The organism is Mesorhizobium sp. NPDC059054, from assembly GCF_042739215.1.
Lineage (GTDB): Bacteria > Pseudomonadota > Alphaproteobacteria > Rhizobiales > Rhizobiaceae > Mesorhizobium.
This window is the reverse complement of record NZ_JBHYHV010000003.1, coordinates 281457-303825: the sequence shown is the minus strand read 5'-3', so window position 1 is coordinate 303825 and position 22369 is coordinate 281457. Positions and strand designations below refer to the sequence as shown.

Here is a 22369-nt window from a genome sequence, read left to right as displayed (position 1 = left end):
TGGGTCTAGTGTGTCTTATAGGCGACAGAGATGAAGAAACCACGAGCAAACTCACGCGACAAAATCCTGGCAGCCGCTGCCGATGTGGCGCGTGAGTCGGGACCGGGCAATTTGTCGCTGGATGCCGTGGCACAACGCGCCGGCGTCTCCAAGGGCGGCCTTCTCTACAATTTTCCAACCAAGGCAAAGCTGATGCAGGCACTGGTCGAGCATCACCTGCAGGAGTTCCAGGAAGCGCTGGAAACGGCCAGGCGGGACTGTGCCCAGGGCAATCTCCTGGCGGCTTATGTGAAACTCTCCGCGAAGAAGTTCGAGGAAGACCAGCCGCCTTCCGCCTGGATTTTCTCGGCGATTGCCGAAAATCCGGATTTCCTCGCGCCCATCCGCATCTTCCAGCGTGAGCTGTTCGACCGGTTGAAAGCGGAAACCCCCGATTTCAAGGCTCTGCTTCTCACCTATTTCGCGGTCGAAGGCATGCGCAGCGCCAGCCTGTTCGATTTCCAGGTCCTTTCGGAACAGGAGCGCCAGTCGCTGGTTTCCTCGCTCCTGTCGGTGGCCAGGGGCAACCTGACGCCGGTTCCTGCCCCCGCCCTCAACTAGGGCGTATCGGCACGTCCACATCAACATGCTCCCCGCGACGTCGCGGCTCCCTTCTGTCGTTCTGGAAACGTCATCCTGAACAGCGCGCCCGGAAAGCCGTCCAGCACCTCGATGCGGCCGCCATGCAACTGCATGATCTCCTGCACCAGGTTGAGGCCGAGCCCGGCGCCATGGTCATGCGGACGCAGGCGATAGAATGGCTGGAAGATCTTCTTGCGCTCGTCCTCGGGCACGCCTTCGCCTTCGTCCAGGATTTCGATTGCGGCCGGCCTGAAGACGCTGATGGTGATCTTGCCGCGATTGCCGCCATGTTCGATGGCGTTCTGAACGAGGCTGGTCACTGCACGTTCGATCGAGGCGCGATCGCCGGTGGCTGACAGCTTCTCGACGGCAGGCTCGAAAGCCATCTCATAGCCGGATGAAAAGGCGATCGGCGCCATGTCGACGACGACGCTGCGGGCGATTTCAACGAGATCGACCTTCGTGAAACGATCGACCTGGCGCCCGAGCCGCTGCAGGTCGAGCAACTGGTCGGTCAGTGTGGAAAGCCGGGCGGCGTCGCGCAGCACACGCGCGCGTTCCGGCGTCGGCGGCAGGGAAGCGACGCGGGTGTTGAGGATGGCCACCGGGGTGCGCAGCTCATGCGCGGCATCGGTAAGGAAGCGGCGGTGGCGCTCATAGCCATTGTCCAGCCGCACCAGTGCCTCGTTCACGGCATTGACCAGCGGCGTCACCTCCATCGGTACGCCCTTGAGGGGCAACTGCACGCCGCGCTTGTCGATGTCGATCTGTCCGGCTTCGCTTGCCGCCGCCCCAAGCCCACGCAGGGCGCCACGCACGACCCAGGGCGTCACGAACAGTGTCGCCAGCGCCATGACGCCGGCCACCGGCAGGATGACGACCAGGAAGAAGTCCCAGGCGGCAAATGCCAGGCGGCTCCATGAAAGCCGGCCTTCGGTGCCGGCCAGGATCTGCACCGCTCCCGCCCCAGTGTTGTCCTCCCACACCACGATGCCCGCGGGCCGGTCGACCTTCCCCATCTTCCATGAGAAGCGCGCCTCGCTGATGTTGTCGAGCTGGCTCGCGAATGGGGCGAGTGCCGGCGGGATCGTACCTTCCTTTAGCACGTTACCCTGCTTGTCGCGGACGACATACCAGAGGCCCTTTTCCGTTCGGCGCAACTCTTGGAGTTCACGCGTCGGCTTGAGCGCCAGCTTGCCGCCGGCATCGCGGGTCAGCGCGTCCTTGATCACGTCGGCGGTGCCGCCTTCATAGTCGTTCATGCTGGCCACGCCGAACCAGATGAGGGCGACGATCAGCAGGGGGACGAGCAGCGTGATCAGGATGCCTTGAAGCAGCGCTATGCGCAGCACCAGGCTCCATTTCAGCGAGCGGGGGCGGCGGGGCTTACGGAAGATCATGAGGTTTCGCGCAGGAGGTAGCCGACACCGCGCACCCCGTTGATCGTCACCCCGACGCCGGCCTCGGCCAGTTTGCGGCGCAGGCGCGAGACGTGCGTGTCGAGGGCGTTGGACTGGATTTCGTCGTCGAGGCCGAACACCGCCTCCATCAGGGACTCGCGCTGCACCATGCGGCCCATGCGCCGCATCAGCGCCTCCAGCACCAGCAATTCGCGTCTCGGCAAGGCCATCGGCTCGCCGCGGATGCTGGCCTCGCGGTGGCCGACGTCGAAGGCAAGGTCGCCGGCACGGATCACCTGGGAATGCACCGTCGCCGGCCTGCGCAGCAACGCGCGCAGCCTGGCCATCAGTTCCTCGAAGGCAAAGGGCTTGGCCAGATAATCGTCCGCGCCGACATTCAGCCCGTCAACCTTGTCGGCGGTGTCGCCGCGCGCCGTCAGGACGAGCACGGGCGTGGCGCTGCCTCCGGCCCGCAGCTTGGTCACCAGGGAAAGCCCGTCGCCGTCGGGCAGCTGGCGGTCCAGCAGGATCGCGTCGTAGCTGTCGGTCGCCACGAAGTCTTCAGCCTCGAGAAGCGAGGCGGCATGGTCGGTGACCATGTCGTGACGCTTGAGCGCCACGCGCAGCGCCGAAGCCATTTCCTGTTCATCCTCGACCAGAAGGATACGCATTGTCGTCTCTTGTGATGGAGCTCGTCACGGCGGGCTACGACCTCAACATTGCGTAAACATGGCAAAACGATGTGAGTGTCCAGAACGCGTTTTTCATACCGGAGCGCCAATTTCCGCAATGTTTATGCAATCCAGCGGCAGCAAACAGCGCTGCATCGGCTGGCGTTCGATTCGCCGGCAGTTCGATTTCGGATCGAGGATTGATATGCACACCAACGACGCCTTCTCCTTTCTGATGGCCTGGGCGGCGGCGCCATTCAGGATCGGATCGGTCGCGCCTTCGGGCTCCACCCTGGCTGGGCTCATGACCCGCGAGATCGGCCCGGATACCGGTCCCGTGCTGGAACTTGGACCCGGTACCGGCCCCTTCACGCGGGCCCTGATCGAGCGCGGCGTGCGCGAACAGGATCTGACTTTGGTCGAAGCCGACAGCGATTTTGCCGCCATGCTCACCAAGCGCTTCCCCGCGGCGCGCATCTTCGAAATGGACGCCACCGGCTTGCGCCACCTGGCGCTCTACAACGGGCCTGTGGTGGGTGCCGCTGTCAGCGGCCTGCCGTTCCGGCTGATCTCGCCGCGCCGCACGCGACTGATCCTGGAAGGCGTTTTCGCCAATCTGCGGCCAGGTGCCTCTCTTTATCAGTTCACGCTCGGCCTGCGCTGCCCGATCGACCAGAGCATGCTCGACCAGCTCGATCTGAAGGCCAGTCGTGTCGGCCATACGCTGCGCAATTTCCCGCCGGCCACGGTCTACCGCATCAGCCGCATTCCGATCGTCAAGTCGTACGACTGGCGCTACGCGTGACCGGATCGCTGCAGGTCGTCCTGGGTTCCGGGCTTCTCGGTGTGTTCTGTGTCGCGTCGGTCGAGAAGATCTTTCCGGCGCCGCCGTCACACATCGTGCTGCTGTTCCTCGGCATGACGGCGGCGCCGGGTCTCGATCGGCTGGAGTTGCTGCTGGCGATCACCGTCGCCGGGTCCACCCTGGGCTCGCTGTTCTGGTACATGATGGGCCGCCGCCTCGGCGAAGCGCGTGCGGAAGCGCTGGTCGGCCGCTTCGGCAGATATGTCTTTCTGCCGCTTGCAACCTATCGCAAGCTGGCCGAAGCCTATCGCCGCAGGGCTTTTGCTGCTTCGCTGGTGGCGCAGCTCATTCCAACGGTGCGCAATTATCTCGGCATCGGTGCCGGTGCGCTGCGGCTGGCTATCCTGCCTTTTGCCTCGGCTACGCTGCTTGGCGCGATGATCTGGAATTCGTCGTTCCTGCTCATTGGCTATCTGCTGCGCGGTGGTGACCATAACCTGGTTTCCATCGGCTTCCGCATCATCGCCGTCGTCGTGCTGGTGGAAGCGACGTTCTTTCTTGCCTTGCGGTATCGGACGATGCGCCGCCGCCGTGCTGAACTGGCCGGCGGCTGAGCACCTTTCTTCCTGCCGGCGCCCGTGGTTATTTGGTGCATGGCATTCACGCTCAGGCAGCTTCAGTTCTTCGTCGCCGTCGCGGACCAGGGTTCGGTCTCGCGGGCCGCGCAGAAACTGTCCATTTCGCAATCTTCCGTCACCGAAGCTGTCAAGGAGCTGGAGAGCGACCTTGGCGTCGAGCTGTTCGAGCGCCATTCACGCGGCCTCAACATCACGCACAAGGGGCACCAGTTCCTGCGCCACGCAACCAAGATCCTGTCCGACGTGTCGGATGCGCGCCGCACCTTCCTCGGCGAGCAGGAACAGACCAAGGGCCGCCTGCAGCTCGGCGTCACTTCGCTGGTTGCGGGTTATGTCCTGTCCGACATCCTGGCGCGTTATCGCCGCGCCTATCCCAGCGTCGATATTTCGGCGATCGAGGACAATGGCGATTACCTCGAACACCTTTTGGTCGGCGGCAAGCTCGACGTCGCGGTGATGGTGATTTCGAACCTGCGCGACCGCACCGCGCTGCAATCGGAAATCCTCGAGGTCTCGGCCTATCGCCTGTGGATGCCGCTCGGGCATCGCCTGACCGGTGCCGATATCATCGGCGTCGGCGACATCGTGAGCGAACCGCTGATCATGCTGACAATCGACGAGATCGAGGAGAACACCGGCAAGCTTCTGGCCGCGATCGGCGCCAGGCCGCATGTCGCTTTCCGCACCCGTTCTGTGGAGGCCGTGCGCAGTCTCGTCGCCACCGGCGCGGGCGTGGCCCTGCTGCCGGACCTGATCTATCGCCCATGGTCGCTGGAAGGCGATCGTATTGAATCGCGTGATGTTTCCGGCTCGCTGCCCGTGGTCCAGGTCGGCATGGTCTGGCGCCGTGGCTCGGCTTTGGCACAGCCGGCGCGCGACTTCATCGGCATCGCGCAGTCCCAGCGCACCATCCGGCAGCGGCAATAGTCGCGGGAAGGTCATAAGCTATCGGAAAAACCGATATCGCCTTTCTGATAAATGAATTTGCGAAAGCGGCTTTTTCAAGACACCTTCCATTGCAGGGAGCGAAGCCGCCGTCAGAGCGCGGCCCCTGAGATGGGAGACGACGATGAATTCTTTCCTCAAATCATGCACCGCCCTGACGATCGCGCTGACCTTTGCCGGTCAGGCCGTGGCGCAGGAAGCCTTGAAGGAAGTCGGCAAGGGCGAAGGCCAGCTCAACATCATCGCCTGGCCGGGCTACATCGAACGCGGCGAAACCGACAAGGCCTATGACTGGGTCTCGGATTTCGAGAAGAAGTCGGGCTGCAAGGTCAACGTCAAGACCGCCAACACCTCCGACGAGATGGTTTCGCTGATGAACGAGGGCGGTTTCGACCTCGTCACCGCCTCCGGCGACGCTTCGCTGCGCCTCGTTGCCGGCAAGCGCGTGCAGCCCATCAACACCGACCTTATCCCGAGCTGGAAGACGGTCGACGACCGCATCAAGGATGCACCCTGGTTTACGGTTGATGGCAAGCACTATGGCGTGCCCTACCAATGGGGCCCGAACGTGTTGATGTACAATACCAACGTCTTCAAGGAAGCGCCGAAGAGCTGGAATGTCGTCTTCGAGGAGCAGACGCTCTCCGACGGCAAGTCCAACAAAGGCCGCGTCCAGGCTTATGACGGCCCCATCCATATCGCCGACGCCGCCAACTACCTGATGGCGCACAAGCCCGACCTTGGCATCAAGAGCCCGTACGAATTGAGCGAGGACCAGTACAAGGCGGCACTCGACCTGCTGCGCGTGCAGCGCACTCTGGTCGGCCGTTACTGGCACGACGCCGCCATCCAGGTCGACGACTTCCGCAACGAAGGCGTCGTCGCCTCGGGTTCGTGGCCGTTCCAGGTGAACACGCTGGTTGCCGCCAAGCAGCCGGTCGCCTCGACCATCCCGGAAGAGGGCGCCACCGGTTGGGCCGACACCACCATGATGGAAGCCGACGCCGCCAATCCGAACTGCGCCTATATGTGGCTCGAGCATTCGCTGTCGCCGAAGGTGCAGGGTGATGTCTCGGCCTGGTTCGGCTCGCTCCCCGTCGTGCCGGCCGCCTGCAAGGGCAATGAATTGCTGACCGACGAAGGCTGCAAGACCAACGGTTACGACCAGTTCGAGAAGATCAAGTTCTGGCGCACCCCGACTTCGAAATGCGCCAGCCAGAACGACCAGTGCGTGCCTTACTATCGCTGGGTCTCGGACTACATCGGCGTCATCGGCGGGCGTTGATCTCCCTCCCTCCCCGTAATCGGGGAGGATCGCCCCTGAGGGGCGGGTCGGGAGCCGCGCGGACCTGAGCTTTCACCCGCCCTTTGGCGCAGCCTCCCCGTGATGGGAGGTGACCGCGTCTGCCCAACGGCTGTCGAGCCGCCAGGTTAGGCATGATCGTTCGAAACAATGATCGCAGATGAGATGACCCCAGCTGTTTCCTTCCAGAAAGTGGCCCGTCACTTCGGCGCGGTAAAAGCCGTCGACGCGCTCGACCTCGATATCGCCGCCGGCGAGTTCTTCGCCATGCTCGGCCCTTCCGGTTCGGGCAAGACGACCTGCCTGCGCCTGATCGCCGGTTTCGAGCAGCCCACCGCCGGCACGATCTCGATCTTCGGCGAACGGGCCGAGGGTGTGCCGCCCTACCGGCGCAACGTGAACACCGTCTTCCAGGACTATGCGCTGTTCCCGCACCTCAACGTGCTCGACAACGTCGCCTACGGCTTGATGGTCAAGGGTATCGGTAAGGCCGAGCGCCTGAAGGCCGCGGAAGAGGCGCTGGCGCTCGTGCAATTGCCGGGCTATGGCGCGCGCCGTCCGGGCCAGCTCTCCGGCGGCCAGCGCCAGCGTGTCGCTCTGGCGCGCGCGCTGGTCAACCAGCCCAAGGTGCTGCTGCTCGACGAGCCGCTCGGCGCGCTCGATCTCAAGCTGCGCGAGAACATGCAGGAAGAACTGAAGTCGCTGCAGAAGGCGCTCGGCATCACCTTCGTCTTCGTCACTCACGATCAGGGTGAGGCCTTGTCGATGGCCGACCGTGTCGCCGTCTTCAACGAAGGCAGGATCATGCAGGTGGGCTCGCCGCAGGAAATCTACCAGCGCCCGAAGACACGTTTCGTCGCCGATTTCGTCGGCTCCTCCAACGTGCTGCCGCCGGATTTCGTGCAGCGTTACGCAGGCCAGCGCCGCTGGGGAAGCCTGCGTCCGGAGGCGATCTGCATCACGCGCGAGACGGGCAGTGACGCCATTCAGGCGCGGGTTTCCGGCGTCTCCTATCTCGGCGCCGCCACGCGGCTGGCGCTCGACACGGAAGGGTTGCGCCTGCATGCCAGCGTGCCATCGGGCACGGCGGTGCCGGAGCAGGGCGACGCGGTGGCCTTCACCTTCAACCGCGACGCCATCCACCTGATGGACGAAGCGCCATGAGCATCGCTTCCGTCACCGCAACGCGCGATGCGCCTGTCTCGGCGATCCTGCCCGCCCGCGGCGGCATGCTGGGAGCGCTGTCCGATCTGTTCTGGCGCCGGCCCCGTTTCCTGCTCGTGCTGATGCTGATGCCGCCGCTTCTCTGGCTCGGCGTCGTCTATATCGGCTCGCTGCTTGCCTTGCTGTTGCAGAGCTTCTTCTCGATCGACGAATTCTCGGGCCTCATCAACCGGCAGTTCACGCTGAAGACCTATGCCGATCTGTTGCAGCCTGCGAATTTCGACATCATCGTGCGTACGGTGACGATGGCGGCCTTGGTGACGCTGGCCTCCATCGCGGTCGCATTTCCCATTGCCTATTACGCCGCCCGCTACGCGCAGGGCCGCTGGAAGGCGCTGTTCTACCTGGCGGTGATGCTGCCGCTGTGGTCGAGCTATCTCGTCAAGGTCTATGCCTGGAAGCTGATCCTTGCCAAGGAAGGCATCCTCACCTGGCTGCTCGCCAAACTGCACCTGCTCTGGCTTCTCGACGGTTGGCTGGCGCTGCCTTATGTCGGCGGCAACTCGCTGTCGGTGTCGGCGACCGGTACCTTCATCGCCTTCGTCTATGTCTGGCTGCCGTTCATGATCCTGCCGATGCAGGCAGCGCTGGAACGTGTGCCCGGCAATCTGGTCGAGGCCTCGTCGGATCTCGGCGCCTCGCCGGGACAAACCTTTCGCAATGTTCTGTTCCCGCTGGCGCTGCCCGGCATCGTCGCCGGCTCGATCTTCACCTTCTCGCTGACGCTGGGCGACTACATCGTGCCGCAGATCATCGGCACGTCGCGCCTGTTCATCGGCCAGGCCGTCTATTCGCAGCAAGGCACCGCCGGCAACATCCCGCTGGCCGCCGCCTTCGCGGTGGTGCCCATCGTCATCATGGGTTTCTACCTGTGGGGCGCCAAGCGCATGGGGGCTTTCGATGCGCTCTGACCGTAGCCAGTCGGCCCCGCTCGGCCTGAAGATCGCCGCCACCTGCGGCCTGCTTTTCCTGCACCTGCCGATCCTGCTGATCTTCATCTATGCCTTCACCACCGAAGAGAAGAGCTACCAGTGGCCACCGCCCGGCCTCACCACGCAATGGCTCGCCGTCACCTGGAATCGGCCCGATGTGTGGGAGGCGCTGTCGCTTTCGGTCCGCGTCGCGGCGATCTCGACGCTGGTTGCCCTTGTCCTCGGCACCCTGTGTGCGGCGGCTGTCTCGCGTTCACGCTTCTTCGGCCGCGAAACGGTGTCGCTGCTGGTCATATTGCCGATCGCGCTGCCCGGCATCATCACCGGCATCGCGCTGCGCTCGGCCTTTGCACTGACCGAGATACCTTTCTCGTTCTGGACGATCGTGCTCGGCCACGCCACCTTCTGCGTGGTGGTGGTCTACAACAACGCCGTCGCCCGCTTCCGCCGCACCTCGGGTTCGCTGATCGAGGCGTCCTACGATCTCGGCGCCGACGGTTTCCAGACCTTCCGGCATGTCGTGCTGCCCAACATCGCGACGGCTCTGCTTGCCGGCGGCATGCTCGCCTTCGCGCTGAGCTTCGACGAGGTCATCGTCACCACCTTCACCGCCGGCCAGCAGCAGACGCTGCCGATCTGGATGCTGGAGGAACTGATCAGGCCGCGCCAGCGCCCGGTCACCAACGTCGTCGCCATGGTCGTCGTGCTGGTGACGCTGCTGCCCATCCTGCTTGCCTATTACCTCACCCGCGACGGCGACCAGGTCGCGGGGGCGGGAAAATGAAATCAGTGAGTAGTGAGTACGGAATAGTGAGTAGGGATATCCGCATCCGCGGCAGTCACCACTGCTCACTACTGACTACTCCCTATTCACCCAAGAAAGGGAGTTACCATCATGGACACTGAAATGCTGATCGGTGCCGCGTTCGAAAAGGGCGCCGAGGCCGAGGAAGCCGTGCTGAACCCGCGTACCGGCGCCACCATCCTCAGCTTGGCCGAGGCGAGCGAGGCGCAGATCGAGCGCGCCGTCGCGGCAGCCGAGAAGGCTTTCGCCACGTGGTCGCGCACCACGCCGGCGCAGCGCTCCGCCTACCTGCTCAAGATTGCCGACCGTATCGAGGCCGAGGCGCAGGAATTCGCGGCACTCGAGGCGCTGAACTGCGGCAAGCCGATCAATGCCGTGCTGAACGACGAGATCCCGGCCATCGTCGATTGTTATCGTTTCTTCGCCGGTGCGGTGCGTTCCATGCCGGGCCAGGTGGCGGGCGAATATCTGCCCGGCCACACTTCGATGATCCGCCGCGACCCGATCGGCATCGTCGCCTCGATCGCGCCCTGGAACTATCCGCTCATGATGATGGCGTGGAAGCTGGCGCCGGCCATCGCCGGCGGCAACACCGTGGTGTTCAAGCCATCGGAGCAGACGCCGCTCACCGCGCTGAAACTGTCCCGCATCCTGGCCGACATCCTGCCGGAGGGCGTCGTCAACGTCGTGCTCGGCCGTGGCGAAAGCGTCGGCAGCCCGCTCATCAATCATCCCAAGATCAACATGATCTCGATCACCGGCGACATCGCCACCGGCAAGAAGGTGCTGCAGGCAGCCGCCAAGTCAGTCAAGCGCACCCATCTGGAACTCGGCGGCAAGGCGCCGGTCATCGTCTTCGACGATGCCGATCTCGACGCCGTCGTCACCGGCCTGCGCGCCTTCGGCTATTACAATGCCGGCCAGGACTGCACCGCCGCCTGCCGCATCTATGCCGGCAAGAAGATCTACGACAAGCTGGTCTCGCAGCTTTCGTCGGCGGTATCGACCATCAAATTCGATCAGGCGGACGATACCGAAAACGAGATCGGACCATTGATCTCGCGGCGCCAGCGTGACCGCGTCGCTTCCTTCGTCGAGCGGGCCTCGGAGCTGAAGCACATCGAGATCACCACCGGCGGCAAGCCGGGCGAGGGCTCGGGTTTCTACTTCCAGCCGACCGTCGTCGCCGGCGCCCTGCAGGATGACGAGATCGTGCGCCGCGAGGTGTTCGGGCCGGTTGTGTCGATCACCCGCTTCTCGGATGTCGATGAGGCGGTCGGCTGGGCCAATGACAGCGACTACGGTCTTGCCTCGTCAGTGTGGACCAAGGACATCTCGCGCGCCATGGCCATCGCCGCCCGCCTGCAATATGGCTGCACCTGGATCAACACCCACTTCATGCTGACCAACGAGATGCCGCATGGCGGTCTCAAGCAATCCGGTTATGGCAAGGACATGTCGGTCTATGCGCTGGAGGACTACACCGCCGTGCGCCACGTGATGGTGGCGCACGGATAGTGCAATTCCAGGAAAAGTGTAGCGGTTTTCCGTCCGGAATTGCGTAACAAAAAGTTAGAGCGTTTCCGCGTTTCCGTGAAAAACGGAAACGCTCTAGGGACCTTCTCTCCGTTCACGGGGAGAAGGAAAGAGCACTACTCCACCACCCGGAAGATCTGCCAGAGGCTGGAGCCCGAGACGACATAGGGCTCTATCTCCTTGCCCCACTTGGCGTGGGCGTCGATCTTGGCGATCTTGGCGAAGAACTCCTCCAGTCGAGCGAGACTCTCGACCTGGTGATGCGTCTCGATCGTCGCCTCGCGCGCGCCGATCGATCCGGTCATGATCTGGAATTTGAGCTCGGCGATATCGACCTGGGAGCCGATCTCGCGCTCCCATTTCCGCATCAGCTCAAGCACGGTCTGCTTGTGCCCGAATTTGGCGTCGATCTGCCATCTGGCGCTGAACATGCTGGTTTTCCTCCCGCGATTTTGCGGCTCGAACACGGAAAGATCGTGCTCGACCGCTGAAACAGAGCCCCATCCCGATGGGATCGGGATGGGCAGGCTCCCCCGTTGGTCTACTCGTCCCAGGCCTGCACGACCGTCTGCCGCGCGATGAGACCGTTTTTCAGCTCAAGTGTCGCCGCGCAGAACACCTTCGTGCCGTCTGGATAGGCGCAGGCCTGGGTGAAGGCGAGGCTGTCGCCCTCGGCGATGGTGGTGTCGACCTTGTGGGTCATGGCCCGGCTGCAGATGTCGTCCCAGAAGGTGCTGATCGCCGCGCGGCCGCGAATTTCGCGCGGCTTGCTCGGCGGATTGTTGCGGTCGATCACCCGCACCAGCGCATCGTCGGCGTAGAAGCTCGACAGCAATTTGCCGTCGCGGCCTTCGATCGCCTTCTTGATCGCCGCGCCATCCACTGCTTTTGTCCTGGTCAGCATTTTTCATCTCCATACCCGTTTGACTGGGGTGTTCGAGTTGATCGGATGCTGCCCGGCGCCCATCGCCGGGCGGCCTGTAATCACTGCGACTTCGCCTTGGCGGCGGCGAGCAGTTCGTCGGTCTGCTTCTTGAAGGTGGCGAGGTCGACCTGGCTGCCGTTGAGCATCGTCGACCAGTGGCGCACGATCGCCGCCATCGCCACGGCCTCCTTGATCTCTTCGTCGCTCGCGCCATTGGCCTTGGCCGCCAGCGTGTGGAAGTAGATGCAGTACTGGCAGGGGATCTGTGCGGCCACCGCGAGCCCCATCAGTTCCTTGGTCTTGCCGTCGAGCGCGGTGTTGGGATTGAGCTGGACCCCTTTGATCTCGGCCCAGGCGCCGGCCACGGCCACGTCCGGCAATGTCTTGAACATGTCGGGCACCGAGCCGAGCGTGGCCTGGATGTCCTTGTAGGCTGCGGTTGCCGAAGCATCTTCGGCCCGCGCCGGTGTGACGGCCAGCAGTGCTGCTGCCGCCAATGTCAGCAATCCGGTCTTGCCAATCAGTCTCAGCATTTCATCCTCCATTTCGCAGCGCCGTAACGGCGAGATCGCCTGGCCTGCATGGAGACAAATCGTAATCCTCAAGGCGCCCCGAGCGCTTCGCTCGAAAGCGCCATGGCTCTCATGGCCCGTCCGGGCCAGCATGCCGGGCCGAAAAGGCCGCCGCTGCCGCCCGCGACGGCAGGTCGAGTTTGAGCAATATGTTGGCGACGTGTCGCTTCACCGTATGCTCGCTGAGCTTCAGTTCGGCGGCGATCGCCGCGTTGCTCTTGCCGTCGGCGATCAGGCTCACCACCTCGCTTTCCCGCGCCGTCAGCGCCGCCGGCTCCACGGGCTTGGCCTTGGAACGGCAGGCCGGTTCCAGATGCTGTTCCGAGGTTGCCTGGACCACCGGCAGCGGCTCGCCCAGCTCCTCCAAGCTGACGCGGCCTGCGTCGACGAAATGGAGGCCGGAGCCCACCGCAAGTTCGGCGACGAGCCGCGAGGCGATGATGTCGCCGCGCCCGGCATGGGTGGCGAGTTGCATTGTGACCCGTGCCGTCAGGCCGGCTGGCAGGCCGCGCAATTCGATCTCTCCGACGTGGACGCCCTGCGCGCTGGCCACCCCGATCTGCTGCGCCGCTTCGCGCAACGCCGCCGCGCAGCGTATGGCGCGTGCAGGCCCGTCGAAGCGCGCAATCATCAGCTCGCCATGCGTGCCGGCGACGCGTCCTCCGTGGCGGCCGACCAGCAGCCGCCATGTCTCGTGGAAGCGCTGGCTCCGCTCGCTCCACATGCGGTCGCCGAGCCTGGCCGTGTCGTAGATGCGCGTTGCCAGCAGCGCAGCGAGCACGCGCTCGGTGTCCGCCACTGCCGGTTGACCGGTCAGGAATTCCTCGATCAGGTCGGACACTCGGTCGACGTCCCCGGTCCAGACCGGATGGTCGCGCCCGGCTATCTCGATGAGGTGGGCGTCCTGGATCTTCCTGGCGAGGAAGCGGCTGGCCTGCGGGTCGACGCGCACGTCGTTGCGGCGGTGGATGAGCAGCGTGGGTGCGCCGATCGACGAAAGGATGCTGCGCACATCGATCCCTGCATCCATGCAGGCAAGAGCCGCAGCCGCGGTTGGACTGGCCGACAACCTCTCGAACCGTGCCCACCATTGGATGAAATGCGTGTCGTCCAGCCGCCCCGGCGCGAAATTGGGCAAGGTGGCACCAGTGCCCCACGAGGTCTCGGCTGTTTCGAGGAAGGTTTCGAGACGCTCCGGCGACATCACCCATTTGTGGAAATGTGCATAGCCGCCATAGAGAACCAGCGCCTTTATCCGCTCCGGATAGGTGGCGGCGAATAGCATCGCCATCGGCGAGCCTTCCGAGGCGCCGAGCAGTGCCGCGCGGCCACTGCCGGCGGCATCCATCACCGCGCGCACGTCGTCCATGCGGGTTTCGAGGCTGGGCAGGCGATGGCTGTCGACGCGGTCGGATAGGCCGGTGCCGCGCTTGTCGAACAGGATCAGTCGCGAGAAGGCGGAGAGCCGTTTGAGCAGGCGGCTGTAACCCTCGTCTTCCCATTGCAGGTCGAGATTGGAGATGAAGCCCGGCACGAAGACGAGGTCGAGCGCGCCTTGTCCGACCACCTGATAGGCGATCCGCACATCCCCGCTACGCGCGTATCTGGTCTCGATTGGCCTCACGCAATTGTCCCGCCGGCCAGACGATAGGGTCGTCAACCATAGCAGAGAACGCGACCGGGCGCGCAGACAAATTTTAGAGACTGAAAATAGATTTATGAGGCCGACGGCATGCCGCAGCTCTTATTTGAGCGGCACAGCGCCTTCGGCTCCCTTTGACCTGATGTAACCGAGGTTCTTGTCGGCCTGCTCCGGCGTCAACGGACGCTTGATCTTGGCCGAGGCGGCGACCACCAATTCATCGAAGTCCGCCGGATCGGCGTCCAGCATCTCGAAGAATTGCCGGCGCATGCGCGGCTCCCAGAATTTGTTGATGTGCTCGGCCACGCCCGTTACACCTTCCTCCCGCGACTTGGAATGGAAGAAGCTCGCGATCTGGTTGGCCATGCGCACCAGCTTCTCGCTGGTGGAGGCGACATGATCCTCGTCATGCGACATGTTGGGAAACTCCACTGCTGACCCGCTCCGGGCGGGTGAAGATGTCGAATTCGTCGCCGCGCACCAGCGCCACCAGCGTCATGCCGGCTGCCTCGGCGGTGCGGATGGCAAGCGCTGTCGGCGCCGAGACGGCGATGATGAAGGGTGAGCCGATCGCCGCCGTCTTCTGCACCATCTCGACAGAGACACGGGAGGTGACCACGACCGCGCCGCTGCTGCCGTCGACACCGGCCTTGGCCAATGCGCCTGCCAGTTTGTCCAGCGCGTTGTGACGGCCGACGTCTTCTCGCGCAGCAACGATGCCTTTGCCTGGCAGGTAGAAACCTGCGGCATGCACGGCGCCAGTCTCGGCATGCAGCGGCTGCTGCTTCGAAAGCGCCCTCACCGCGCCGGTGATGTCGTCGGCGCTCAGCGTGAGCTTGGAAGTGTCGACGGCGTCGACCGAGCGCATCGCTTCCTCGATCGATTCGATGCCGCACAATCCGCAGCCGACCGGACCTGCCAGCCGTCGGCGCCGTGCCTCGAAGCGCGTGTTCGCTTTGTCCTTCAGCCGGATCTGGATGTCGATGCCGGCCTCGACGTCTTGCACCTCGACGGATTCGATTTCGTCGGGCGAGCCGATGATGCCTTCCGTCAGCGAAAAGCCGAGCGCGAAATCCTCGAAGTCGGCCGGCGAAGCCATCATCACCGCATGGGTGGTTCCGGCATAGGAAAGCGCGACCGGTGTTTCCTCTGGCACCATGCGCGCAGCCGCCTTGGTTCCGCCGGCACGGCGGGCAATGCGGGTGGTCGACGTGGTGGCGGGGCGGATCATGGTGCAGCCCTCAGTGGGAGGTCGACGTTGTCCTCACTCCGCCGCCTCGAGGTGACCCTTGATGCGCCGGCTCTGGCGGGCCTGCTCATTGTAGTCCTTCTGCCATTCGGTCGGACCGTTGGACGGCGCCACCTGCACGGCCGTGACCTTGTATTCCGGACAGTTGGTCGCCCAGTCCGAGAAGTCGGTCGTGATGACGTTGGCCTGCGTGTCAGGGTGATGGAACGTCGTGTAGACAACGCCCGGCGAGACGCGGTCGGTGATCAGAGCGCGAAGCGTCGTTTCACCCGAACGGCTTGCAAGCCGCACCCAGTCGCCGTCGCGGACGCCACGGTTCTCGGCGTCGTGCGGATGGATTTCCAGACGGTCCTCCGAATGCCACATGGAATTCTCGGTACGCCGGGTCTGCGCGCCGACATTGTACTGCGAGAGGATGCGGCCGGTGGTCAGAAGCAGCGGATAGCGCGGTCCGGTGCGCTCGTCCGTCGCCACATATTCGGTGCGGATGAATTTGCCCTTGCCGCGCACGAAACCGTCGACATGCATGATCGGCGTGCCGAGCGGTGCCTTTTCGTTGCAGGGCCACTGCACCGAGCCGACACGGTCGAGCAGTTCGAAGGAAACCCCGGCAAAGCTCGGTGTCGTCTTGGCGATCTCGTCCATGATCTGAGACGGATGCGTGTAGTTCCAGTCCAGCCCGATGGCGCGGGCGAGCTCCTGCGTCGCTTCCCAGTCGGCGTAACGCGCCTTCGGCTCCAGCACCTTGCGCACCATGTTGATGCGGCGCTCGGCATTGGTGAAGGTGCCGTCCTTTTCCAGGAAGGTCGAGCCCGGCAGGAAGACATGCGCGTAGTTGGCGGTCTCGTTGAGGAAGAGATCGTGCACGACCACGCATTCCATGGCGGCAAGGCCACCGGCGACATGCTTGGTGTCGGGGTCGGACTGCAGGATGTCCTCGCCCTGGATGTAGATGCCCTTGAACGAACCGTCGACGGCTGCGTCCAGCATGTTGGGGATGCGCAGGCCGGGCTCATCGTCCAGCTTCACGCCCCACAGGCTCTCATAGATGTCGCGCACCGCCTCGCCGGAGATATGGCGGTAGCCGGGCAGCTCGTGCGGGAAGGAACCCATGTCGCAGGAGCCCTGCACATTGTTCTGGCCGCGCAGCGGGTTCACGCCGACGCCCTGGCGGCCGATATTGCCGGTGGCCATGGCGAGGTTGGCGATCGCCATCACCGTGGTCGAGCCCTGGCTGTGTTCGGTGACGCCGAGGCCGTAATAGATCGCGCCATTGCCGCCCTTGGCATAGAGGCGGGCAGCACCGCGAACCAGCTCCGGATCGACGCCGGTCAGCTTGCTGACGGCTTCAGGACTGTTTTCGGGCAGGGCGACGAACGAGGCCCAGTCCTGGAACTCCGCCCAGTCGCAGCGCTCACGGATGAAGGCTTCGTCGAACAGGCCCTCGGTGACGATGACATGGGCGAGCGATGTCAGCACGGCGACATTGGTGCCGGGCTTCAGCGGCAGGTGATACGCCGCCTCGATATGCGCCGACTTCACCATCTCGGTGCGACGCGGATCGATGACGATCAGCTTGGCGCCCTGGCGCAGCCGCTTCTTCAGCCGCGAGGCGAAGACCGGATGGGCGGAAGCGGGGTTGGCGCCGATGATGACGGCGACATCGGTGTATTCGACCGAGTCGAAATCCTGCGTGCCGGCGGAAGTGCCATAGGTCTGGCCGAGGCCATAGCCGGTCGGCGAATGGCAGACGCGGGCACAGGTGTCGACATTGTTGTTGAGGAAGCCCTGGCGCACCAGCTTCTGCACGAGATAGGTCTCTTCATTCGTGCAGCGTGACGAGGTGATGCCGCCGACGGCGCCGCGTCCATATTGATACTGGATGCGGCGGAATTCATTTGCAGTATGGGCGATCGCCTCTTCCCAGCTCACTTCCCGCCACGGATCGGTGATCTTTTCGCGGATCATCGGCGAGAGGATGCGGTCCTTGTGGGTGGCGTAGCCATAGGCGAAGCGGCCCTTCACGCAGGAATGGCCATGGTTCGCCTTGCCGTCCTTGTAAGGCATCATGCGGATGACCTCGTCATCCTTCACCTCGGCCTTGAACGAGCAGCCGACGCCGCAATAGGCGCAGGTGGTGACGGCTGAGCGCTCCGGCATGCCCTTTTCCAGCACCGCCTTTTCGCGCAGCGCATCCGTCGGGCAGGCCTGCACGCAGGCGCCGCAGGACACGCATTCGGAGGCGATGAAGTCCTCGTGCATGCCGGCGACCATGCGCGATTCGAAGCCGCGGCCCTCGATGGTCAGCGCGAAGGTGCCTTGCACTTCTTCGCAGGCCCGCACGCAGCGCGAGCAGACGATGCACTGTGCCGGATCATAGCTGAAATAGGGGTTGGTTTCGTCGCGGGCGATGTAGTCGACCGCCAGCGAACCGTGGCCGGGAGCAACGCCGTTCTCATGAACGTGGTTGCGGCCTTCGACACCGTAGCGGTTCTCGGCAAGGCCGACCGATTTGGCCACCGCGTCGAATTCGCTGGCGCCGGTTCCGGCCTTTTCGTTCCAGCCGGTCGGGTGGTCGGAGACGTAGAGCTCCATGACGCCGCGGCGGATGGCGTCGAGTCGATCGGTCTGCGTGTGCACGACCATGCCTTCGCCGACCGGCGTCGTGCAGGAGGCCGGCGTGCCGCCGCGACCTTCGATCTCGACCAGGCAGACGCGGCAGGAACCGAACGAGTCCAGCATGTCGGTGGCGCAGAGCTTCGGGATCTCGACGCCGCCTTCCATCGCTGCGCGCATGATCGAGGTGCCTTCCGGCACGGTGATGCTGCGGCCGTCGACGGTCAGCGTGACCTGCTTTTCAGCCCTGGACTCCGGCGTGCCGTAGTCGGTTTCTTCGATAAGTGTCGGGAAGTCGGCCTTGATGTTCATCTGCCAGCTCCTATTCCGCAGCCACGCGCGCAGGCGCCGGCTTGAAATCCTCGGGGAAATGGGTGATCGCGCTCATGACCGGATAGGGCGTGAAGCCGCCCAGCGCGCACAGCGATCCGAACTTCATCGTGTTGCAGAGGTCGGTCACCAGCGCGAGGCTCTTTTCCGGTTCGATGCCGGCGGCAAGCCTGTCGATCACCTCCATGCCGCGTGTCGAGCCGATGCGGCAGGGCGTGCACTTGCCGCAGCTTTCGATGGCGCAGAATTCCATGGCGAAGCGCGCCATCTTCAGCATGTCGGCGGTGTCGTCGAACACGGTGATGCCGGCATGGCCGATCAGGCCGTCACGCTTGGCGAATTCTTCATAGTCGAACGGCGTGTCGAACAGCTCGCGCGGGAAATAGGCGCCGAGCGGCCCACCCACCTGCACGGCCTTCACCGGCCGGCCCGAACGGGTGCCGCCGCCGATCTCGTCGACGATCTCGCCGAGCGACAGGCCGAAGGCGATCTCGAACAGGCCGCCATGCTTGACGTTGCCGGCGATCTGGATCGGGATCGTACCGCGCGAGCGGCCCATGCCGAAGTCTTTGTAGAACGCCGCGCCCTTGTCCATGATGATCGGCACGGAAGCGAGCGAGATTACGTTGTTGATCACCGTCGGCTTGCCGAACAGGCCCTGGATCGCTGGCAGCGGCGGCTTGGCGCGTACCACGCCGCGCTTGCCTTCGAGCGAGTTCAGCAGCGAGGTCTCTTCGCCGCAGACATAGGCGCCGGCGCCGACACGGATCTCGATGTCGAAGGCGTTCGGCGAGCCGAGCACCGTGGCTCCCAGCACGCCGGCCTTGCGGGCGACTTCGACGGCCTTGTTCATCGTCGCCACCGCATGCGGATATTCCGAGCGGATATAGACGAAACCCTTGGTGGCGCCCGTGGCGATGCCGGCGATCGTCATGCCTTCGATCAGCACGAACGGGTCGCCTTCCATGATCATGCGGTCGGCGAAGGTGGCGCTGTCGCCTTCGTCGGCGTTGCAGACGATGTATTTGCGGTCCGCCGCCGTATCCAGCACCGTCTTCCATTTGATGCCGGTCGGGAAGCCGGCGCCGCCGCGTCCACGCAGGCCGGACTCGGTGACCTGCTTGACGATGTCGAGGGGCGCCATGGCCACGGCCTTGCGCAACCCGTCGAGGCCGCCATGCGCTTCATAGTCTTCCAGCGACACGGGGTCGGTGATGCCGCAGCGGGCGAAGGTCAGCCGTGTCTGCTTGGCGAAGAACGGGATGTCTTCCGGATCGCCGAGCGCCAGCCTGTGCTGGCCACCGGTGAGGAAGCCTGCATCGAACAGGCCTTTGATGTCGGCAGCTTTCACCGGGCCGTAGGCGCGGCGGCCTTCAGCCGTCTCCACCTCGACCATCGGTTCCAGGAAATAGGCGCCGCGCGAGCCGTTGCGCACGATCTTCGCGGCGATGCCGCGCTCCGCCAGTTCCTTGGCAGCCGCCTTGGCAACTTTTTCGGCGCCGAGCGCCAGCGCGCCCGAATCGCCCGGGATGTAGATGGTCGCGCTCATCGACGTACCTCCGCGACGATCTCGTCGATCGCCTCGTCGTCCAGCCTGCCGATAACCTGGCCGTCCAGCATCGCCGACGGCGCGCAGGCGCACAGTCCGAGGCAATAGACCGGCTCCAGTGTAACAGAATTGTCCTTGGCCGTCTCGTGGAAGCCTACGCCGAGGGCCTGCTTGACCTTGGCCGCGATCGCGTCGGACCCCATCGACTGGCAGGCTTCGGCCTGGCAGAGCTTCAGCACATGCCGGCCTGCGGGCTGCTTGCGGTAGTCGTGGTAGAAGGTGGCGACGCCGTGAACCTCGGCGCGGGAAAGGTTGAGCGCGTCGGCAATCACCAGCAACGCTTCCTGCGGCACGTAGCCGAACTCTTCCTGGACACCGTGCAGGATCGGCAACAGCGGACCTTCGAGGCCCTTCATCTCGCTGATCACCGCGGCGGTTCGCGCCGCTATCTCGGTACTTGCAGGCTGCAACGACATGCAGCGCCCTCCCTGACACCGCGCCCTATTGGGCGCCTTCTCCCTATTAAATGCGATGCAAACCCTTGGAATCAATAAAGCTGTTTCGTCGTATGATAAAAATTTTCTATCGATTAAGGTTCGATCGGAGCTTAGCCTCGGCCTCGCGGCGCAGATTGCCTGCCAGCGTCGTCGCCTCGTCCAGCAGCGCCTGCACCAGCGGCGTCTGCGGATCGCGCGGCGCCGTCACCAGTCCGACGGCGTGGCGCGCGTCCGGGTCGACGATGGGGATCGCCCGGATCGGTTCGGAAAAGCCGAATGTTTCCGCGAGGTTGAGCGGCATGATCGACGACCATTTTCCGGTGCGGATGTGCGAGAACAGCACGATCATGGAATTGCTTTCCAGCGTCGGGCGCACCTGCACGCCGGCGTCCGCCAGATGCTGGTCGATGATGCGGCGGTTCTGCATGTCGGGCGTGAGCAGGCAGAGCGGCAGGCTCGACACCTCCTCCCAGGTCACTTCTCCGCGATCGGAATATTCGGTGCCTGCCGCCGTGATCAGCTGATAGCGCTCGTCATAAAGCGGCACGCTGGTCACCCGGCCGAGCGGCTCGTTGTCGAGATAGGTGATGCCGGCATCGATATCGAGATTGCCGAGCAGCGACAGCACCTCGATCGAGGTGCGCGACAGCACCGAGAAGGTGACGCCGGGATGTTTTTCGCGGAACGGCGTGGTGAGCCTCGCCACCATGGCAAGCGCGGTCGGAATGGCGGCGATTCGGATGCGGCCGGAAAGGCCGTGCTTGGCCGCCCGCATCTCCTCCTTCATCGAGCGCGTGTCGCTGACGATGCGTCGCGCCCAGGTCAGCACCTGTTCGCCTTCCGGCGTCAGCCCCTGGAAACGCGATCCGCGCTTCACCAGCATGACGCCGAGCTGGTCTTCCAGCTGTTTGATGCCGGCCGACAATGTCGGCTGGGTCACCCCGCACATCTCGGCCGCGCGCCCAAAATGCTCTTCGCGGGCCAGGGCTATGAAAAATTCGAGCTTGTCGATCATGCGCCGAAAACTAGAGCATTTCCCGACCGGATTGAACCATACGGGCGGGTAGGAAATGCCCTATCGGCAATGCGAAGGAACGCCGTCAGGAATTGCGTCAGACCAAAGAGCAATTCCAGGAAAAGTGTGCAGCGGTTTTCCGTCAGGGATTGCGTCAGACCAAAGAGCTGGCGCGGGTCGCCGTTTCCGTGAAACGGTGGACCGCGCAAGGCCTCGGCTTTAGTAGTAGAAGCGCTCTTCGACGATCTTGCCGTCCTTGACCGTGTAGACGCCGACCTCGTCCATTTTGATACGCTCGCCCGTTGCCTTTGGCGTGACGTCCATCGTGAAACGGAGGGCGAATTGATCGCCGTTGACATAGGGTCCTTCGACGGAACCGCTATGGACGTCATGGTTTTCCGTCCACCAGTCGCTCTTCTGTTTGACGGCCTGCCTGCCTTCGCAGACCGCCATCGGACCTTCCATGGCTTCGTAACTGACAATGTTGTCGGCGTTGTACTTCTCGGCGGCTCCCTTGTGATCGTTTTGCTTGAGCAGATGCGTGAAGTCGTTGGCAAGCTCGGTGATGGTCATGATCAGCTCCTGGCGATCTGAAAACTGCAGTCCTGTCCAAGCCTGAATAATGCATCTCGCGTCGTTTGATGTCGACGCGAGAGCCGCATGTCAGCTGACAGATATCGCCAATGCGACTGCGCTATTGGTCGATCACGTTCAGGATGTTGCCATCCGGGTCCTTGAACCAGGCGACCTTCATGCCGTGGCCGACGTGGAGATCGCCGTCCAGTGTGGTGCCGGGCATATCGTAGTGTTCGAACGGCACGCCCTTCGATCTCAGGTCCTTGACGATGGTGTCGATCTCGGAGCCCACGGCCCACGTCACCGAGGTCGCCTTGTTGGTACCCGCGAACTCGGAACGGTAGACGACAAGAACGGTCTCGCCGCTCTTCAGGACAACGAGGTCGTCGTCCATGTGCGAGACCTCTTCCAGCCCCAATATGCCCTGGTAGAAGGCACGCGCGGCTTTGACGTCGCGGACGGCGATGTTGGCGGCTGCATTGTTGTTGGAAAGCATCTTCAATCTCCTTGCTCTGGTT

23 protein-coding genes are annotated in these 22369 nt (G+C 63.8%); 9 read left to right on the top strand and 14 right to left on the bottom strand.

The genetic code is table 11. From position 1 onward, the window contains the following. Nucleotides 1-30 precede the first annotated feature (30 nt). Nucleotides 31-600, top strand: coding sequence for a TetR/AcrR family transcriptional regulator (locus ACFWXH_RS14865; RefSeq protein ID WP_054312512.1), 570 nt, complete (start codon nt 31-33; stop codon nt 598-600). A 20-nt stretch (nt 601-620) separates the two neighbouring features. On the opposite strand, the gene ACFWXH_RS14860 is transcribed toward ACFWXH_RS14865, so the two are convergent. Both ACFWXH_RS14860 and ACFWXH_RS14855 read right to left on the bottom strand, forming a co-directional pair. Next, entirely contained in the window at nt 621-2021 is a 1401-nt protein-coding gene (locus ACFWXH_RS14860) for a sensor histidine kinase (protein WP_379121445.1), read from the bottom strand. Further along, complete coding sequence (locus ACFWXH_RS14855; protein WP_054312510.1) at nt 2018-2692, bottom strand: response regulator transcription factor; 675 nt, start codon at nt 2690-2692, stop codon at nt 2018-2020. Before ACFWXH_RS14855 ends, ACFWXH_RS14860 begins: the two co-directional genes overlap by 4 nt. Before the next feature lie 205 nt (nt 2693-2897). On the opposite strand from ACFWXH_RS14855, the gene ACFWXH_RS14850 reads away from it, so the two are divergent. From ACFWXH_RS14850 to ACFWXH_RS14815, 8 genes are all read left to right on the top strand, one after another. Then, nucleotides 2898-3497: a class I SAM-dependent methyltransferase gene (locus tag ACFWXH_RS14850; protein ID WP_054312657.1), complete on the top strand. Its 600-nt coding sequence runs from the start codon at nt 2898-2900 to the stop codon at nt 3495-3497. Continuing rightward, on the top strand, nt 3494-4111 hold the full coding sequence (locus ACFWXH_RS14845; protein WP_379121442.1) for a DedA family protein: 618 nt from the start codon (nt 3494-3496) through the stop codon (nt 4109-4111). The genes ACFWXH_RS14850 and ACFWXH_RS14845 overlap by 4 nt, the downstream gene beginning before the upstream one ends. 39 nt (nt 4112-4150) lie before the next feature. Beyond that, nucleotides 4151-5062, top strand: a complete 912-nt coding sequence (locus tag ACFWXH_RS14840) for a LysR substrate-binding domain-containing protein (RefSeq protein ID WP_054312508.1) — start codon at nt 4151-4153, stop codon at nt 5060-5062. A 142-nt stretch (nt 5063-5204) separates the two neighbouring features. After that, the gene (locus tag ACFWXH_RS14835) at nt 5205-6365 is read left to right on the top strand and encodes an ABC transporter substrate-binding protein (protein WP_379121440.1); all 1161 of its coding nucleotides are present in this window, start codon (nt 5205-5207) and stop codon (nt 6363-6365) included. A gap of 183 nt (nt 6366-6548) precedes the next feature. Then, nucleotides 6549-7547 (top strand): ABC transporter ATP-binding protein, encoded by a 999-nt coding sequence (locus ACFWXH_RS14830; protein WP_379121438.1) that lies wholly within the window; start codon nt 6549-6551, stop codon nt 7545-7547. Then, nucleotides 7544-8518: an ABC transporter permease gene (locus ACFWXH_RS14825; RefSeq protein WP_054312506.1), complete on the top strand. Its 975-nt coding sequence runs from the start codon at nt 7544-7546 to the stop codon at nt 8516-8518. Before ACFWXH_RS14830 ends, ACFWXH_RS14825 begins: the two co-directional genes overlap by 4 nt. Then, nucleotides 8508-9323 carry an ABC transporter permease gene (locus ACFWXH_RS14820; protein WP_379121436.1) on the top strand — a complete coding sequence of 272 codons (816 nt, stop codon included), beginning with the start codon at nt 8508-8510 and terminating at the stop codon, nt 9321-9323. Before ACFWXH_RS14825 ends, ACFWXH_RS14820 begins: the two co-directional genes overlap by 11 nt. A 111-nt stretch (nt 9324-9434) precedes the next feature. Then, on the top strand, nt 9435-10862 hold the full coding sequence (locus ACFWXH_RS14815) for a gamma-aminobutyraldehyde dehydrogenase (RefSeq protein WP_379121434.1): 1428 nt from the start codon (nt 9435-9437) through the stop codon (nt 10860-10862). A gap of 134 nt (nt 10863-10996) precedes the next feature. On the opposite strand, the gene ACFWXH_RS14810 is transcribed toward ACFWXH_RS14815, so the two are convergent. From ACFWXH_RS14810 to ACFWXH_RS14755, 12 genes are all read right to left on the bottom strand, one after another. After that, the gene (locus tag ACFWXH_RS14810; protein WP_379121432.1) at nt 10997-11311 is read right to left on the bottom strand and encodes a hypothetical protein; all 315 of its coding nucleotides are present in this window, start codon (nt 11309-11311) and stop codon (nt 10997-10999) included. A 110-nt stretch (nt 11312-11421) separates the two neighbouring features. Continuing rightward, on the bottom strand, nt 11422-11784 hold the full coding sequence (locus ACFWXH_RS14805) for a nuclear transport factor 2 family protein (RefSeq protein ID WP_379121430.1): 363 nt from the start codon (nt 11782-11784) through the stop codon (nt 11422-11424). Between the two features lie 80 nt (nt 11785-11864). Beyond that, nucleotides 11865-12338 (bottom strand): carboxymuconolactone decarboxylase family protein, encoded by a 474-nt coding sequence (locus tag ACFWXH_RS14800; RefSeq protein ID WP_379121428.1) that lies wholly within the window; start codon nt 12336-12338, stop codon nt 11865-11867. A 109-nt stretch (nt 12339-12447) separates the two neighbouring features. Then, nucleotides 12448-14001, bottom strand: coding sequence for an alpha/beta fold hydrolase (locus ACFWXH_RS14795; RefSeq protein WP_379121426.1), 1554 nt, complete (start codon nt 13999-14001; stop codon nt 12448-12450). A gap of 120 nt (nt 14002-14121) precedes the next feature. Further along, nucleotides 14122-14436 carry a formate dehydrogenase subunit delta gene (locus tag ACFWXH_RS14790; RefSeq protein ID WP_379121424.1) on the bottom strand — a complete coding sequence of 105 codons (315 nt, stop codon included), beginning with the start codon at nt 14434-14436 and terminating at the stop codon, nt 14122-14124. Continuing rightward, the gene (gene fdhD, locus ACFWXH_RS14785; RefSeq protein WP_379121422.1) at nt 14426-15250 is read right to left on the bottom strand and encodes a formate dehydrogenase accessory sulfurtransferase FdhD; all 825 of its coding nucleotides are present in this window, start codon (nt 15248-15250) and stop codon (nt 14426-14428) included. Before fdhD ends, ACFWXH_RS14790 begins: the two co-directional genes overlap by 11 nt. 33 nt (nt 15251-15283) lie before the next feature. Further along, complete coding sequence (fdhF, locus tag ACFWXH_RS14780) at nt 15284-18196, bottom strand: formate dehydrogenase subunit alpha (RefSeq protein ID WP_379121420.1); 2913 nt, start codon at nt 18194-18196, stop codon at nt 15284-15286. A gap of 10 nt (nt 18197-18206) precedes the next feature. Continuing rightward, nucleotides 18207-19763: a formate dehydrogenase beta subunit gene (locus ACFWXH_RS14775; RefSeq protein ID WP_379121418.1), complete on the bottom strand. Its 1557-nt coding sequence runs from the start codon at nt 19761-19763 to the stop codon at nt 18207-18209. Next, nucleotides 19760-20239, bottom strand: coding sequence for a formate dehydrogenase subunit gamma (locus tag ACFWXH_RS14770; RefSeq protein WP_054312492.1), 480 nt, complete (start codon nt 20237-20239; stop codon nt 19760-19762). The genes ACFWXH_RS14775 and ACFWXH_RS14770 overlap by 4 nt, the downstream gene beginning before the upstream one ends. A gap of 106 nt (nt 20240-20345) precedes the next feature. After that, nucleotides 20346-21275 carry a LysR family transcriptional regulator gene (locus ACFWXH_RS14765; RefSeq protein WP_054312491.1) on the bottom strand — a complete coding sequence of 310 codons (930 nt, stop codon included), beginning with the start codon at nt 21273-21275 and terminating at the stop codon, nt 20346-20348. Nucleotides 21276-21494: 219 nt separating this feature from the next. Then, the gene (locus tag ACFWXH_RS14760) at nt 21495-21848 is read right to left on the bottom strand and encodes a SnoaL-like domain-containing protein (RefSeq protein WP_379121416.1); all 354 of its coding nucleotides are present in this window, start codon (nt 21846-21848) and stop codon (nt 21495-21497) included. A gap of 121 nt (nt 21849-21969) precedes the next feature. Then, nucleotides 21970-22347: a VOC family protein gene (locus ACFWXH_RS14755; protein ID WP_379121414.1), complete on the bottom strand. Its 378-nt coding sequence runs from the start codon at nt 22345-22347 to the stop codon at nt 21970-21972. Nucleotides 22348-22369 lie beyond the last annotated feature (22 nt).

Bases quoted from the DNA above. Each gene is read 5' to 3' on its own strand.
- ACFWXH_RS14865 (WP_054312512.1), top strand. From the start codon at position 31: ATGAAGAAACCACGAGCAAACTCACGCGACAAAATCCTGGCAGCCGCT.
- ACFWXH_RS14860 (WP_379121445.1), bottom strand. From the start codon at position 2,021: ATGATCTTCCGTAAGCCCCGCCGCCCCCGCTCGCTGAAATGGAGCCTG.
- ACFWXH_RS14855 (WP_054312510.1), bottom strand. From the start codon at position 2,692: ATGCGTATCCTTCTGGTCGAGGATGAACAGGAAATGGCTTCGGCGCTG.
- ACFWXH_RS14850 (WP_054312657.1), top strand. From the start codon at position 2,898: ATGCACACCAACGACGCCTTCTCCTTTCTGATGGCCTGGGCGGCGGCG.
- ACFWXH_RS14840 (WP_054312508.1), top strand. From the start codon at position 4,151: ATGGCATTCACGCTCAGGCAGCTTCAGTTCTTCGTCGCCGTCGCGGAC.
- ACFWXH_RS14835 (WP_379121440.1), top strand. From the start codon at position 5,205: ATGAATTCTTTCCTCAAATCATGCACCGCCCTGACGATCGCGCTGACC.
- ACFWXH_RS14830 (WP_379121438.1), top strand. From the start codon at position 6,549: ATGACCCCAGCTGTTTCCTTCCAGAAAGTGGCCCGTCACTTCGGCGCG.
- ACFWXH_RS14825 (WP_054312506.1), top strand. From the start codon at position 7,544: ATGAGCATCGCTTCCGTCACCGCAACGCGCGATGCGCCTGTCTCGGCG.
- ACFWXH_RS14820 (WP_379121436.1), top strand. From the start codon at position 8,508: ATGCGCTCTGACCGTAGCCAGTCGGCCCCGCTCGGCCTGAAGATCGCC.
- ACFWXH_RS14815 (WP_379121434.1), top strand. From the start codon at position 9,435: ATGGACACTGAAATGCTGATCGGTGCCGCGTTCGAAAAGGGCGCCGAG.
- ACFWXH_RS14810 (WP_379121432.1), bottom strand. From the start codon at position 11,311: ATGTTCAGCGCCAGATGGCAGATCGACGCCAAATTCGGGCACAAGCAG.
- ACFWXH_RS14805 (WP_379121430.1), bottom strand. From the start codon at position 11,784: ATGCTGACCAGGACAAAAGCAGTGGATGGCGCGGCGATCAAGAAGGCG.
- ACFWXH_RS14800 (WP_379121428.1), bottom strand. From the start codon at position 12,338: ATGCTGAGACTGATTGGCAAGACCGGATTGCTGACATTGGCGGCAGCA.
- ACFWXH_RS14790 (WP_379121424.1), bottom strand. From the start codon at position 14,436: ATGTCGCATGACGAGGATCATGTCGCCTCCACCAGCGAGAAGCTGGTG.
- fdhD (WP_379121422.1), bottom strand. From the start codon at position 15,250: ATGATCCGCCCCGCCACCACGTCGACCACCCGCATTGCCCGCCGTGCC.
- fdhF (WP_379121420.1), bottom strand. From the start codon at position 18,196: ATGAACATCAAGGCCGACTTCCCGACACTTATCGAAGAAACCGACTAC.
- ACFWXH_RS14775 (WP_379121418.1), bottom strand. From the start codon at position 19,763: ATGAGCGCGACCATCTACATCCCGGGCGATTCGGGCGCGCTGGCGCTC.
- ACFWXH_RS14770 (WP_054312492.1), bottom strand. From the start codon at position 20,239: ATGTCGTTGCAGCCTGCAAGTACCGAGATAGCGGCGCGAACCGCCGCG.
- ACFWXH_RS14765 (WP_054312491.1), bottom strand. From the start codon at position 21,275: ATGATCGACAAGCTCGAATTTTTCATAGCCCTGGCCCGCGAAGAGCAT.
- ACFWXH_RS14760 (WP_379121416.1), bottom strand. From the start codon at position 21,848: ATGACCATCACCGAGCTTGCCAACGACTTCACGCATCTGCTCAAGCAA.
- ACFWXH_RS14755 (WP_379121414.1), bottom strand. From the start codon at position 22,347: ATGCTTTCCAACAACAATGCAGCCGCCAACATCGCCGTCCGCGACGTC.